We start from the raw sequence: 13,151 nt of genomic DNA, 5'->3' as shown, positions 1-13,151 counted from the left end.
AGTTCTCAGGTGAACGCACATGAATGAATTACAGCTCGACGACTTCAAGACTGACGAAAATGCTGCCATGGTGTTGTTGGTGGACGATCAGGCGATGATCGGCGAGGCAGTACGGCGCGGGTTGTCGAACGAGGAAAACATCGACTTCCACTTTTGCGCCGATCCACACCAGGCCATCGCCCATGCAGTCCGCATCAAACCGACAGTGATCCTGCAGGATCTGGTCATGCCCGGCCTTGACGGTCTGAGCCTGGTGCGCGAATACCGCAATCACCCGGCGACCAAGGACATTCCGATCATCGTCCTGTCGACCAAGGAAGACCCGCTGATCAAGAGCGCGGCTTTCGCGGCCGGGGCCAATGATTATCTGGTCAAGCTACCGGATACCATCGAACTGGTCGCGCGCATCCGCTATCACTCGCGGTCCTACATGACCTTGCTGCAGCGGGACGCGGCGTACCGGGCGTTGCGGGTCAGTCAGCAGCAGTTGCTCGACACCAACCTGGTGCTGCAACGCCTGATGAACTCCGATGGCCTGACCGGGTTGTCGAACCGTCGGCACTTCGATGAATACATGGAGCTGGAATGGCGCCGTTCGCTGCGTGAGCAGAGCCAGTTGTCGTTGCTGATGATCGATGTGGATTACTTCAAGACCTACAACGACACTTTCGGCCACCTGGAAGGCGACGAGGCCTTGCGCAAGGTCGCCACGGCGATCCGCGACGCCAGTGCCCGGCCGTCCGACCTGCCGGCCCGCTATGGCGGTGAAGAATTCGCCCTGGTGCTGCCCAATACCTCCCAGGGCGGTGCGCGCCTGGTGGCGGAAAAACTACGCATGACCGTGGAGGCCTTGAAGATCCCCCACAGTTCTCCGAGCGAAGGGTCGAGCCTGACCATCAGCATCGGTCTGGCGACCATCACCCCGAAAACCGGCAGCAATTGCCGTGACCTGATCCTGGCGGCGGACAAGGGGCTGTATCTGGCGAAGAACAATGGGCGCAACCAGGTAGGTATCGGCTGAACAACCTTCCTTTGTAGGAGCGAGCTCGCTCGCGATGGTCGTTAACGATGACGATGGCTATCTGAATAAACGCGGTGCCTGAGCGTTTTTCGCGAGCGAGCTCGCTCCTACAAGGGCTTGGCTTTTCGGCCAGGCGGACTGCCGTTGGCGGCCGTTTGCCGTTATACTCGTCGGCTTTCAAAAGTTCGCCTACGAGTGCTGCCCGTCATGGAAATCAACCCGATCCTGAACACCATCAAGGACCTGTCCGAGCGCTCCGAAACTATTCGGGGGTATCTTTGACTACGATCAAAAGCACGAGCGTCTGACCGAAGTCAATCGCGAGCTTGAAGATCCGAGCGTCTGGAACAAACCTGAATATGCCCAGGAGTTGGGCCGCGAGCGCTCTGCGCTGGCACAGATCGTCGATACCCTGGACGAGCTGAACACCGGTCTGGCCGATTGCCGCGACCTGCTGGACATGGCCGTCGAAGAAAACGACGAAGGCGCAGTGGGCGATGTCGTCGCCGAGCTGGCCCGTCTCGAGGAAAGTCTGGCCAAGCTGGAATTCCGCCGCATGTTCAGCCACGAAATGGACCCGAACAACGCCTATCTGGACATCCAGGCCGGTTCCGGCGGCACCGAAGCCCAGGACTGGGCCAACATCCTGCTGCGCATGTACCTGCGCTGGGCCGACAAACGCGGTTTCGATGCGACCATCATGGAGCTGTCGGCCGGCGAAGTCGCCGGGATCAAGGGCGCGACCGTGCACATCAAGGGCGAATACGCGTTTGGCTGGTTGCGGACCGAGATCGGCGTACACCGTCTGGTGCGCAAGAGCCCGTTCGACTCCGGCAACCGTCGCCACACCTCGTTTTCCGCGGTGTTCGTCTCGCCAGAGATCGATGACAAGGTGGAAATCGAAATCAACCCGGCAGACTTGCGGATCGACACCTATCGCTCCTCCGGTGCCGGTGGTCAGCACGTAAACACCACCGACTCGGCCGTACGTATCACCCACGTACCGACCAACACCGTGGTCAGCTGCCAGAACGAACGTTCCCAGCACGCCAACAAGGACACCGCCATGAAAATGCTGCGGGCCAAGTTGTACGAGCAGGAAATGCAGAAGCGCAACGCGGCGTCCCAGGCGCTGGAAGACACCAAGTCCGATATCGGCTGGGGTCATCAGATCCGTTCTTATGTACTCGATGCCTCGCGCATCAAGGATCTGCGCACTAACATCGAGCGCAGTGACTGCGACAAGGTACTCGACGGTGATATCGACGAATACCTGGAAGCGAGCCTGAAGTCCGGGCTGTAAGCAATGCAATACGGGATCGGCTGACACCCCCCGATCCCTTGTAGGAGCCAGCTTGCTGGCGATCCCCGGCCGCAGGCCGGGGACAACGAACCAGATGGAATATCTAAAGACATGAGCGACCTAGAACTCGATCCGCAAGCCCTGCAACAGGAAGAAAACTCCCTGATCGCCCTGCGCAAGGAAAAGCTTGCTGCCGAGCGCGCCAAGGGCAATGCCTTCCCGAACGACTTCCGCCGCGAAAACTACTGCGAGCAACTGCAGAAACAGTACGCGGACAAGACCAAGGAAGAGCTGGCAGAGGCTGCGATCCCGGTCAAGGTTGCCGGTCGTATCATGCTCAACCGTGGCTCGTTCATGGTGATCCAGGACATGACCGGGCGAATCCAGGTCTACGTCAACCGCAAGACCCTGTCCGAAGAAACCCTGGCCGCGGTGAAAACCTGGGACATGGGCGACATCATCGCCGCCGAGGGCACCCTGGCCCGTTCCGGCAAAGGCGACCTGTACGTTGAAATGACCAGCGTGCGCCTGCTGACCAAATCCCTGCGCCCGCTGCCGGACAAGCACCACGGCCTGACCGACACCGAACAGCGCTATCGTCAGCGCTACGTTGACCTGATCGTCAACGAAGACGTGCGCCAGACTTTCCGCGTGCGTTCGCAAGTCATCGCCCACATCCGCAGCTTCCTGATGAAGCGTGACTTCCTGGAAGTGGAAACGCCGATGCTGCAGACCATTCCTGGCGGCGCGGCAGCCAAGCCGTTTGAAACCCACCACAATGCGCTGGACATGGGCATGTTCTTGCGCATTGCGCCGGAGCTGTACCTCAAGCGCCTTGTTGTCGGCGGGTTCGAGAAAGTGTTCGAGATCAACCGCAACTTCCGTAACGAAGGTGTATCGACTCGTCACAACCCTGAATTCACCATGTTGGAGTTCTACCAGGCTTACGCCGACTACGAAGACAACATGGACCTGACCGAAGAACTGTTCCGCGAACTGGCTCAGCTGGTTCTGGGCAGCACCGACGTGCCGTATGGCGACAAGGTGTTCCACTTCGGTGAGCCGTTCGTGCGTCTGTCGGTGTTCGACTCGATCCTCAAGTACAACCCCGAGCTGACCGCTGACGACCTGAACGACATCGACAAGGCGCGGGCTATCGCGAAGAAGGCCGGCGCCAAGGTGCTGGGCTTCGAAGGCCTGGGCAAGCTGCAGGTGATGATTTTCGAAGAGCTGGTCGAGCACAAGCTGGAACAGCCGCACTTCATTACCCAGTACCCGTTCGAAGTGTCGCCGCTGGCCCGTCGTAACGACGAGAACCCGAACGTCACCGACCGTTTCGAGCTGTTCATCGGCGGTCGTGAAATCGCCAACGCCTATTCCGAGTTGAACGACGCGGAAGACCAGGCCGAGCGCTTCATGGCCCAGGTGGCCGACAAGGACGCCGGCGATGACGAAGCCATGCACTACGACGCCGACTTCGTTCGTGCGCTGGAGTACGGCATGCCGCCAACGGCGGGTGAAGGCATCGGTATCGACCGCCTGGTGATGCTGCTGACCAACTCCCCGTCGATCCGCGACGTGATCCTGTTCCCGCACATGCGGCCGCAAGCGTAAGTGTTTCAATTAAAAAACCGCCTTTTCAGGCGGTTTTTTATTGCCTGTCTGGTACAAACGTATCAACTTGTTACTTTCATCTGAGAGGAAATACCTGTCGTGATTCGTGCAATGGCTCAAGAAGGTGCAGCGGGTATCGCCACTGCGGTCGCTGAAAGCGTTCAGTACCAGGGTCGCAAGGCCAGCCGACAGGGCAGTGAACAGCGGCGACAGGACATTCTCGACGCCGCGATGCGCATTGTCGTGCGCGATGGCGTGCGTGCCGTCCGGCACCGTGCGGTGGCCGCCGAGGCGCAAGTGCCGTTGTCCGCGACCACCTACTATTTCAAGGATATCGATGACTTGCTCACCGATACCTTCGCCCAATACGTGGAGCGCAGTGCGGCGTACATGGGCAAGCTGTGGGTGAACAACGAGGGGCTGTTGCGCGACATGATCGCCAGTGGCGATGGCAGCCCGCAGGCGCGCTCGAAACTGGCGGACGACATTGCACGGCTGATGACCGATTACGTTCACCGGCAACTGGTCAATCGCCGTGAACATTTGATGGCCGAGCAGGCGTTCCGCCAGGAAGCGTTGCTGAACCCGCGCCTGGCCGAACTGGTGCGCTCGCATCAGCAAATCCTGTTGCAGGGCTCCTGCCAGCTTTTCCAGGTGCTGGGCTCGCGCGAACCGCATCAGGATGCCAAGGTGTTGACGGCGATTATCGGCCGGATGGAGTATCAGGGGCTGCTCAATGCAGGCGAGCCTGCCGCCGAGGAGGAAATGCTCGGCATCCTGACGCGCTACATGCACCTGGTGCTGGCGTCGGAGTAGTCCCGGCTGGTGCTTTCCCCTGTGGGAGCGGGCTTGCTCGCGAAAGCGGTGTATCAGTCGACTTAAATGCTGAATATTGAACCGCCTTCGCGAGCAAGCCCGCTCCCACAGGGTGAAGCCGTGTGATCAAGGGAGTGTTGAATGAAAGCCTGGCGTGTCGTTGTGATCGCCTTGTCGTTCCTGCTGCTCAGTGGCTGTCTGGTAACCTTCAAGGAGCCGCTGCCCACAAGCGAACCCGCGCCCAAGGGATTGCTCGGCAAATGGACCAGCACCAATGGCTGGGGCGAGCCGCTCAACCTCGAACTGACCCGCGTCGGCGACAACCGCTATCAGGCCGTCAGCTATTACCGGGCCAGGCCCGGGGAGCGGGAGGCTTATTCCTTCACGGTGTCGCGCCATGGCAACCGCTGGTATCTGTCGGCGAAGGTACCGGCACAGTTCGGCGGGCATTTCACCATTGGCGGTTTTGAGCTGACCGACAAGCATGAGCTGGTGGTCTACAACCTCGACCTCGACCAGATCAACCAGGCCATGCAGCAAAAAGCCCTGAGCGGTGAGAGCTTCCAGACCAGCGACGGCGATGGCGTATTGGTCGACAGCAACATGGATCAAGTCGCCGCCTACCTCGACGACCCGGCCAATTCCGATGTGTTCGTCGAAGCGGTGCGCTACCAGCGTCAGGCCAAAGCCAAATAACCGGCAACAACAGGTTTCTACAGGAGTTTCGGGTGGACGATTACCAACAGTCGATACGCATTTTGTCCGATCGCATCGTGCTGGCGCAGACACCGATCCGTGTTCTCGATGCGGTCAAATGGGACGACAACATTCGCAAGGGTTTCCTCAAGGCCAAGGGCAAGGAAATGCCGGCAGTGGACCGCGACTACTACCTCAACCGGCCATTGGCGTTCGATTCCAGCAAAGTGAAGCTGGAGTTCCAGAACATCGAGCGCGACATCACCCGCCAGCTTGGCCAGTTCAACCCGGTCGGGCAGATCATGCGACGCATGTGCAAGGAATACCGCATGGTGGTGCGCATGCTCGAAGCACGTGGCACCGAGGATTTCGGCCTGATTTCCCAGGAGCTGTACGGCGCCGCGTCCGACGCATTCCATGCTGGCGACCCGACCCTGTCGGACCTCGGCATGATGCTGTCTGAATACCTGAACAACATCGACGGCCGTGGCGATCTGAAAGATGAACCGAAAACGCTGACTGCCAAGGATGCGGTCGACATGTTGCAGCATCGCTTGAACAAGGTGTTTGGCGAAGCCGAGGAAACCATTCGGGTGTTCGAGTCCGACGGGATTGTCGCCGATGCGGCGGCCGGTGCCGACTACATCAAGATCCGCACCGACGCGATGTTCAACGAGCGTGACGTGCGGGCCCTGGAAGTCCACGAAGGGCTGGTGCATGTAGGCACGACGCTCAATGGTCTGAATCAGCCGATCTGCACCTTTCTGTCCAAGGGGCCACCCTCGTCGACGGTGACCCAGGAAGGCCTGGCGATCCTGATGGAAATCATCACCTTTGCTTCCTACCCGAGCCGCCTGCGCAAGCTGACCAACCGCACGCGGGCCATTCACATGGTGGAGGAGGGCGCGGATTTCCTGCAGGTGTTCGAGTTCTTCCGCGAACAAGGCTTCGAGATGCCCGAGAGCTACAGCAACGCCAGCCGCGTGTTCCGCGGCTCGGTGCCGACAGGTCTGCCATTTACCAAAGACTTGTCCTACCTCAAGGGCTTCATCATGATTTACAACTACATTCAACTGGCGGTGCGTAAAGGCAAGCTGGAGCAGATACCGCTGCTGTTCTGCGGCAAGACCACCCTGGAAGACATGCGCACCTTGCGCCAGTTGGTGGATGAAGGCCTGGTGGTACCACCGAAGTATTTGCCGGAACAGTTCCGTGACATGAACGCGTTGTCGGCGTGGATGTGTTTCTCCAACTTCCTCAACCACCTGAGCCTGGACCGCATCGAGGCGGATTACTCCAATATCCTTTAAGGCAGGTGAGATCCAAATGTGGGAGCGGGCTTGCTCGCGAAGGCGGTGTTTCAGCCAACTGAAATGTTGAATGTCAAACCGCTTTCGCGAGCAAGCCCGCTCCCACAGGGGCATGTATTTCAATCGTCAAAGCGAGGTTTCAACGGATGAGAATCCTCGGCATCGTCTGCCTTCTCCTGGCATTGAATGGCTGTAGCTCACTGTTGTTCTACCCCGAGCCCGGGCAGTTGTTCACCCCGGAAAAGGCCGGGCTCGAATACCGCACCGTCACCTTGAACACCGCCGATGGCCTCAAGCTGAATGCGTGGTGGCTGCCGGTGAAGCAAGGGGTCGAGGTCAAGGGCACGGTGCTGCACCTGCACGGCAACGGCGGAAACCTGCCCATGCACCTCGGCGGGAGCTTTTGGTTGCCGAAAAATGGTTACCAGGTGTTGCTCGTGGACTATCGCGGTTATGGCTTGTCCGAAGGCAAGCCGAGCCTGCCGGCAATCTATCAGGACATCGATGCAGCGTTCGCCTGGCTGGACAAGGCACCCGAGGTTCAAGGCAAGCCGCTGATCCTGCTCGGCCAGAGTCTCGGTGGCTCGATGGCCGTGCATTACCTGGTCCGGCACCCGCAACGCCAGAAGCAACTCAAGGCCATCGTCCTCGATGGCGCACCCGCCAGTTACCGCAGCGTGGGCCGGTTTGCCCTGAGCAACTCATGGTTGACCTGGCCGTTTCAGGTGCCGTTGTCATGGCTGGTGCCGGACGGCGACAGCGCGATCAACTCCATGGCGCAACTCAAGGATGTGCCGAAACTGCTCTACCACAGCATCGACGATCCGATCGTGCCTCTTTCCAACGGCATCCGACTGTATCAAGCTGCGCCGCCGCCGCGAGTGCTGCAGCTGACCCGTGGCGGTCACGTGCAGACGTTCGCCAATCCGGTCTGGCGTAAAGTCATGCTGCGCTATCTCGATGACCCGCAGCATTTCAACGGCCTGCGCCGCCTGGGTGAAATCCCCAATTACCCGGCACCCCCGAATTCTGAAGATGAACCACCAGAGAGTCCGCAATGAGTGAAGAACGTAACGCCATCCCGCTGATCATCACCGGTATCTGCAGCATCCTCGGCACGGTCGGTGCCCTGTGGTGGTACGGCTACCTGCACTTCGCCAAGCCTGAGGATGCGTTGCTGCTCAACGAGTTCACCATGCTCAAGACCATTCCGGGCGAAGACTACAAGGTCTCCCTGGAACCGGCGGCCCAGGTGGCACAGTGCATCGATGGCGTGCTGGTGCTGTTCGACATGGAACAAAAAGGCCTGACCGGTGTGCTGGTCGACAGCAAGAAAAAAGCCGTGCGTTGCATGGGGCAGGAAACGCCGCAGAAGCTGGAGCAGTAAGCAATATTTGCTTGCGACACAAATCAAATGTGGGAGCGGGCTTGCTCGCGAAAACGGTGTATCAGTCAACATTATTGTTGAATGTTAAACCTTATTCGCGAGCAAGCCCGCTCCCACAGGGTTCAATGCTTCTGTTTGTCGTCAGGCAGCGACAAATCGTGCAGATGCCGACGGGACAGGGCCAGGAAGCGCGGGGTCGGCCCGATGTCTTCGTACAGCGGATCGCCTTCTTCGTCGGTGGCGACCACGGTCGAGCCTTTGACGTACGGGAAGCTTCTTTCCAGTTCCTCCAGCGCGGCGCCGATCAGATCGCCGAGCAGTTCTTCGGGATGCCGCTTGGGGTACATCTCGATGATCGCGGCCAGCCGTGCGGCCGACTCGACGTCCAGATGAATCGAGTAGCCGGTGTCGGTCAGGCGACCCTTGGCGTTTTCTTCCCAGTGGTGGGCAAGTTCGCGGATTTTCATATTGACCTCATGGCGCTCCCGCTCGTGGCAGGCAGGGTGAGTGTCCGGCTTTGGCCGGCGATGGCCGTTGTACGGTTTATCTTCAGACTAGCTTCAACAGGCAAGGTTTAAAGGTCCTTCGTCGTCTTGCTTGTAAGAACCGGTCTGGGGCGGCACTCTCTAGGGTACTAGCCGCCCGGATTTTTGCTGGAGACCTGCTGATGACCGATATTGATGCACGCTTGCGCGAGGACGTTCACCTGTTGGGTGAGCTGTTGGGCAACACCATTCGTGAACAATATGGCGACGGTTTTCTCGACAAGATCGAGCAGATCCGCAAGGGCGCCAAGGCTGACCGGCGCGGCTCCGTGGACGCCGAACTCAGTGCCAGCCTGAACCAGTTGACCGAAGACGAATTGCTGCCGGTAGCGCGGGCGTTCAACCAGTTTCTCAACCTGGCCAACATCGCCGAGCAGTACCAGTTGATTCACCGCCGCGAGGAAACCCAACAGGCGCCGTTCGAAGCCCGGGTGCTGCCGGAATTGCTCGCCCGCCTGCGCGCCGAGGGGCATGGCGCCGAAACGCTGGCCCGGCAATTGGGGCGACTGGAAATCGAGCTTGTACTGACCGCGCATCCCACCGAAGTCGCGCGCCGCACGCTGATCCAGAAGTACGATGCGATCGCCGCGCAACTGGCGGCCCAGGATCACCGTGACCTGACCAGTGCCGAACGCGGGCAGATCAAGACCACCTTGCAGCGCCTGATCGCCGAAGCCTGGCACACCGAAGAAATTCGCCGCACGCGTCCGACGCCGGTGGACGAAGCCAAGTGGGGTTTCGCGGTGATCGAACATTCGCTGTGGCAGGCCATTCCCAATTATCTGCGCAAGGCCGATCAGGCCCTGCATGCCGCTACCGGCCTGCGCTTGCCACTGGAGGCGGCACCGATTCGCTTTGCCTCGTGGATGGGCGGTGATCGCGACGGCAATCCGAACGTGACGGCGGCGGTTACCCGGGAAGTCTTGTTGTTGGCGCGCTGGATGGCGGCTGATCTGTACCTGCGCGATGTCGATCATCTGGCGGCTGAACTGTCGATGCAGCAGGCCAGCGATGAATTGAAAGCCAAGGCGGGAGACAGCGCCGAACCTTACCGGGCCGTGCTCAAACAGCTGCGCGAACGCCTGCGGGCCACGCGCAACTGGGCGCACAGTGCGTTGACCGGCGCCACACCCGCCGGTGCCGATGTGCTGCAGGACAATCGAGAACTGCTCGATCCACTGGAGCTTTGCTACCACTCTTTGCACGAGTGCGGCATGGGCGTGATCGCCGACGGGCCGTTGCTCGATTGTCTGCGCCGGGCAGTGACCTTCGGTCTGTTCCTTGTCCGTCTGGATGTGCGCCAGGACTCCTCGCGGCACACCGCCGCCATGACTGAAATCACCGACTACCTCGGCCTGGGCCGCTATGAGGACTGGAGCGAAGAAGAGCGCATCGCCTTCCTGGCGCGTGAACTGAGCAATCGTCGTCCCTTGCTGCCGGCGTACTTCAAACCCTCCGCCGACACCGCCGAAGTGCTGGCGACCTGCCGGGAAATCGCAGCTGCGCCGCAGGCATCCCTCGGTTCCTATGTGATTTCCATGGCCGGTGCGGCTTCCGATGTCCTGGCTGTGCAGTTATTGCTCAAAGAGTCCGGTGTGTTGCGGCCGATGCGCGTGGTGCCGCTGTTCGAAACCCTGGCCGACCTCGACAACGCAGGTCCGGTGATCGAGAAGCTGCTGCTGTTGCCGGGCTATCGCGCGCGCCTGCAAGGGCCGCAGGAAGTGATGATCGGCTATTCCGACTCGGCCAAGGACGCTGGCACCACCGCGGCGGCCTGGGCGCAGTACCGGGCGCAGGAGCAACTGGTGGATATCTGTCGCTCGAACGCCGTTGAACTGCTGTTGTTCCACGGTCGCGGTGGCACCGTGGGGCGTGGCGGCGGCCCGGCCCACGCGGCGATCCTGTCGCAGCCGCCGGGTTCTGTGGCGGGGCGTTTCCGCACCACCGAACAGGGTGAAATGATTCGATTCAAATTCGGCCTGCCAGACATCGCCGAACAGAACCTCAACCTGTACCTGGCCGCCGTGCTTGAAGCAACCTTGCTGCCTCCACCGCCACCGACGCCTGAGTGGCGCCATTTGATGGACGAACTGGCCGCAGACGGTGTCAGTGCTTACCGCGCCGTGGTCCGGGAAAATCCGCAGTTCGTGGAGTATTTCCGCCAGTCCACGCCGGAACAGGAACTCGGTCGTTTGCCGCTGGGCAGTCGTCCGGCCAAGCGTCGGGCCGGGGGCATCGAAAGCCTGCGGGCGATTCCGTGGATCTTCGGCTGGACCCAGACGCGCCTGATGCTGCCGGCGTGGCTGGGTTGGGAAGCAGCACTGAGCAAGGCACTGGAGCGTGGCGAAGGCGAACTGCTGGGGCAGATGCGTGAGCAGTGGCCGTTCTTCCGCACCCGCATCGACATGCTGGAAATGGTCCTGGCCAAGGCCGATGCCGACATTGCGCAGTCCTACGATGAGCGTCTGGTCGAGCCGAATCTGTTGCCATTGGGTGCGCACTTACGCGACCTATTGTCGCAGGCGTGCACCATCGTTCTCGGTCTGACCGGGCAGTCGCAGCTACTGGCACATAGCCCCGCGACCCTTGAGTTCATCCGCTTGCGCAACACCTACCTCGACCCGCTTCATCTATTGCAGGCCGAGTTGCTGGCCCGTTCGCGATTGCAGGACGTGGCGCAGGGCAGCCCGGTAGAACAGGCCTTGCTGGTGTCTGTCGCGGGGATTGCCGCCGGTTTGCGTAACACCGGCTAAGGTTTTTGCCGTGGGGTCAGGCATCCGGCAGGTGAGTCGGATGCCGCTGTATGACGGGTTGAAAAGTGCTGTCAGGCGACAGTTAATGATGGGGTTGCGACTTGGGGAACTGTGCGCAATGGTCGCAACAGGCAGCGGTTTCTCCGACTTTTGGCGTCTTGTGTGGGCGCAGCCTGCTGTGTATCTTGAGCAGCCTTTGACCGTTTGGGCGGTCACGACCCTATTTTTGAGATTGGCCCCACGAGGCGAATCTGACGTTATCCATATAAAAAATTGAGGAGCACATCGATGCGCGTCATTCTGCTGGGAGCTCCCGGGGCCGGTAAAGGTACTCAGGCTAAGTTCATCACCGAAAAATTCGGCATTCCGCAAATCTCCACCGGCGACATGCTGCGTGCTGCGGTCAAGGCCGGCACCGAGCTGGGCATCAAGGCCAAGAGCATCATGGATGCCGGCGGCCTGGTGTCCGATGACCTGATCATCGCACTGGTCAAGGACCGCATCGCCCAGTCCGACTGCGCCAACGGTTTCCTGTTCGACGGCTTCCCGCGCACCATTCCCCAGGCTGAAGCCCTGGTGACGGCCGGCGTCGAGCTGGATGCAGTGGTTGAAATCGCCGTCGAAGACGAAGAAATCGTCCAGCGTATCGCCGGTCGTCGTGTTCACGAGGCCAGCGGCCGCGTGTACCACATCGTCTACAACCCGCCGAAAACCGCAGGCAAAGACGACATCACCGGTGAAGAGCTGGTACAGCGCAAGGACGACACCGAAGAAACCGTGCGTCATCGCCTGTCGGTCTACCATTCGCAGACCAAGCCGCTGGTGGACTTCTACCAGAAGCTGTCGGCTGCCAATGGCAAGCCGCAGTACAGCCATATCGAAGGCGTCGGCTCGGTTGAAGCGATCACCGCCAAGGTACTTGAAGCGCTGAGCTGAAAAACCTGATCCGCTGCATCATCCACGGCCCGCTTGCGGGCCGTAGTTGTTTATACTGGCGCACTTTTTCTGACCTCTTTTACGGAAACATCGATGAGCACCTTGCTGGCCCTGGACACCGCGACTGAAGCTTGCTCCGTTGCCTTGCTGCATGACGGCAAGGTCACGAGCCATTACGAGGTGATCCCGCGCCTGCATGCGCAGAAGCTGTTGCCAATGATCCAGCAATTGCTGGCAGATGCTGGCACCACCTTGCAAGCGGTCGATGCCATCGCGTTTGGCCGTGGCCCGGGTGCCTTCACGGGCGTGCGCATCGCCATCGGCGTGGTGCAAGGGCTGGCGTTTGCCCTGGATCGCCCCGTGCTGCCGGTGTCGAACCTGGCGGTACTGGCGCAACGTGCGTTGCGCGAACACGGCGCCACCCAGGTCGCCGCCGCGATCGATGCGCGCATGGATGAAGTGTATTGGGGTTGCTACCGCGAAACGGCCGGGGAGATGCGCTTGGTGGGTGCGGAAGCGGTACTGCCGCCGGAGTCCGCTGCATTGCCGGCCGATGCCAGTGGCGAGTGGTTTGGCGCAGGCACTGGTTGGGGCTATGGCGAGCGTATCGCCGTCAGCCTGAGCGGGCAGGACGCGGGTATGTTGCCCCACGCCGAAGACCTGCTGACCCTGGCGCGATTTGCCTGGGAACGCGGCGAGGCGATCGTGGCCGACGAGGCGCAGCCGGTTTATCTGCGGGATAAAGTGGCGACGCCCAAGGCGCGTTGATT

General features: G+C 60.5%; 12 protein-coding genes. 11 read left to right on the top strand and 1 reads right to left on the bottom strand.

Annotation, left to right across the window (positions count from 1 at the left end):
* The first annotated feature begins 19 nt into the window (after positions 1–19).
* The 8 genes from ACEN8Q_RS17815 to ACEN8Q_RS17780 all read left to right on the top strand — a co-directional run bounded on the left by ACEN8Q_RS17815 (position 20) and on the right by ACEN8Q_RS17780 (position 8,147).
* Entirely contained in the window at positions 20–1,021 is a 1,002-nt protein-coding gene (locus ACEN8Q_RS17815) for a diguanylate cyclase domain-containing protein (protein ID WP_413425710.1), read from the top strand.
* 207 nt (positions 1,022–1,228) lie between these two features.
* Positions 1,229–2,324 (top strand): peptide chain release factor 2 gene (gene prfB / locus ACEN8Q_RS17810; RefSeq protein ID WP_143512432.1). Its coding sequence is split into 2 segments (ribosomal slippage): positions 1,229–1,300 and positions 1,302–2,324, totalling 1,095 coding nucleotides; the frame shifts between segments, so codons are not numbered across the junction.
* A gap of 111 nt (positions 2,325–2,435) precedes the next feature.
* Positions 2,436–3,938 (top strand): lysine--tRNA ligase, encoded by a 1,503-nt coding sequence (gene lysS / locus ACEN8Q_RS17805; RefSeq protein WP_008019605.1) that lies wholly within the window; start codon positions 2,436–2,438, stop codon positions 3,936–3,938.
* 111 nt (positions 3,939–4,049) lie between these two features.
* Complete coding sequence (locus tag ACEN8Q_RS17800; protein WP_413425779.1) at positions 4,050–4,754, top strand: TetR/AcrR family transcriptional regulator; 705 nt, start codon at positions 4,050–4,052, stop codon at positions 4,752–4,754.
* 141 nt (positions 4,755–4,895) lie between these two features.
* Complete coding sequence (locus tag ACEN8Q_RS17795; RefSeq protein ID WP_413425708.1) at positions 4,896–5,450, top strand: hypothetical protein; 555 nt, start codon at positions 4,896–4,898, stop codon at positions 5,448–5,450.
* A 32-nt stretch (positions 5,451–5,482) separates the two neighbouring features.
* Entirely contained in the window at positions 5,483–6,760 is a 1,278-nt protein-coding gene (locus ACEN8Q_RS17790) for a flavohemoglobin expression-modulating QEGLA motif protein (RefSeq protein WP_008019601.1), read from the top strand.
* 146 nt (positions 6,761–6,906) lie between these two features.
* Entirely contained in the window at positions 6,907–7,821 is a 915-nt protein-coding gene (locus ACEN8Q_RS17785) for an alpha/beta hydrolase (protein ID WP_413425705.1), read from the top strand.
* Positions 7,818–8,147 (top strand): hypothetical protein, encoded by a 330-nt coding sequence (locus ACEN8Q_RS17780; protein WP_008051386.1) that lies wholly within the window; start codon positions 7,818–7,820, stop codon positions 8,145–8,147. Before ACEN8Q_RS17785 ends, ACEN8Q_RS17780 begins: the two co-directional genes overlap by 4 nt.
* Positions 8,148–8,269: 122 nt before the next feature.
* Here ACEN8Q_RS17780 and ACEN8Q_RS17775 read toward each other — a convergent pair whose 3' ends face one another.
* Positions 8,270–8,614 carry a pilin assembly protein gene (locus tag ACEN8Q_RS17775; RefSeq protein ID WP_413428712.1) on the bottom strand — a complete coding sequence of 115 codons (345 nt, stop codon included), beginning with the start codon at positions 8,612–8,614 and terminating at the stop codon, positions 8,270–8,272.
* A gap of 200 nt (positions 8,615–8,814) precedes the next feature.
* On the opposite strand from ACEN8Q_RS17775, the gene ppc reads away from it, so the two are divergent.
* The 3 genes from ppc to tsaB all read left to right on the top strand — a co-directional run bounded on the left by ppc (position 8,815) and on the right by tsaB (position 13,149).
* Positions 8,815–11,445: a phosphoenolpyruvate carboxylase gene (ppc, locus tag ACEN8Q_RS17770; protein ID WP_413703498.1), complete on the top strand. Its 2,631-nt coding sequence runs from the start codon at positions 8,815–8,817 to the stop codon at positions 11,443–11,445.
* A gap of 288 nt (positions 11,446–11,733) precedes the next feature.
* The gene (gene adk / locus ACEN8Q_RS17765) at positions 11,734–12,381 is read left to right on the top strand and encodes an adenylate kinase (protein ID WP_413428710.1); all 648 of its coding nucleotides are present in this window, start codon (positions 11,734–11,736) and stop codon (positions 12,379–12,381) included.
* 93 nt (positions 12,382–12,474) lie between these two features.
* Positions 12,475–13,149 (top strand): tRNA (adenosine(37)-N6)-threonylcarbamoyltransferase complex dimerization subunit type 1 TsaB, encoded by a 675-nt coding sequence (gene tsaB, locus ACEN8Q_RS17760; RefSeq protein WP_008019587.1) that lies wholly within the window; start codon positions 12,475–12,477, stop codon positions 13,147–13,149.
* Positions 13,150–13,151 lie beyond the last annotated feature (2 nt).

This window comes from Pseudomonas sp. Pseusp16, from assembly GCF_047324915.1.
GTDB classification, from domain to species: domain Bacteria; phylum Pseudomonadota; class Gammaproteobacteria; order Pseudomonadales; family Pseudomonadaceae; genus Aquipseudomonas; species Aquipseudomonas fluorescens_CD.
Note: the sequence above shows the minus strand (reverse complement) of the source record. Positions and strands in the feature narration are given on the sequence as shown.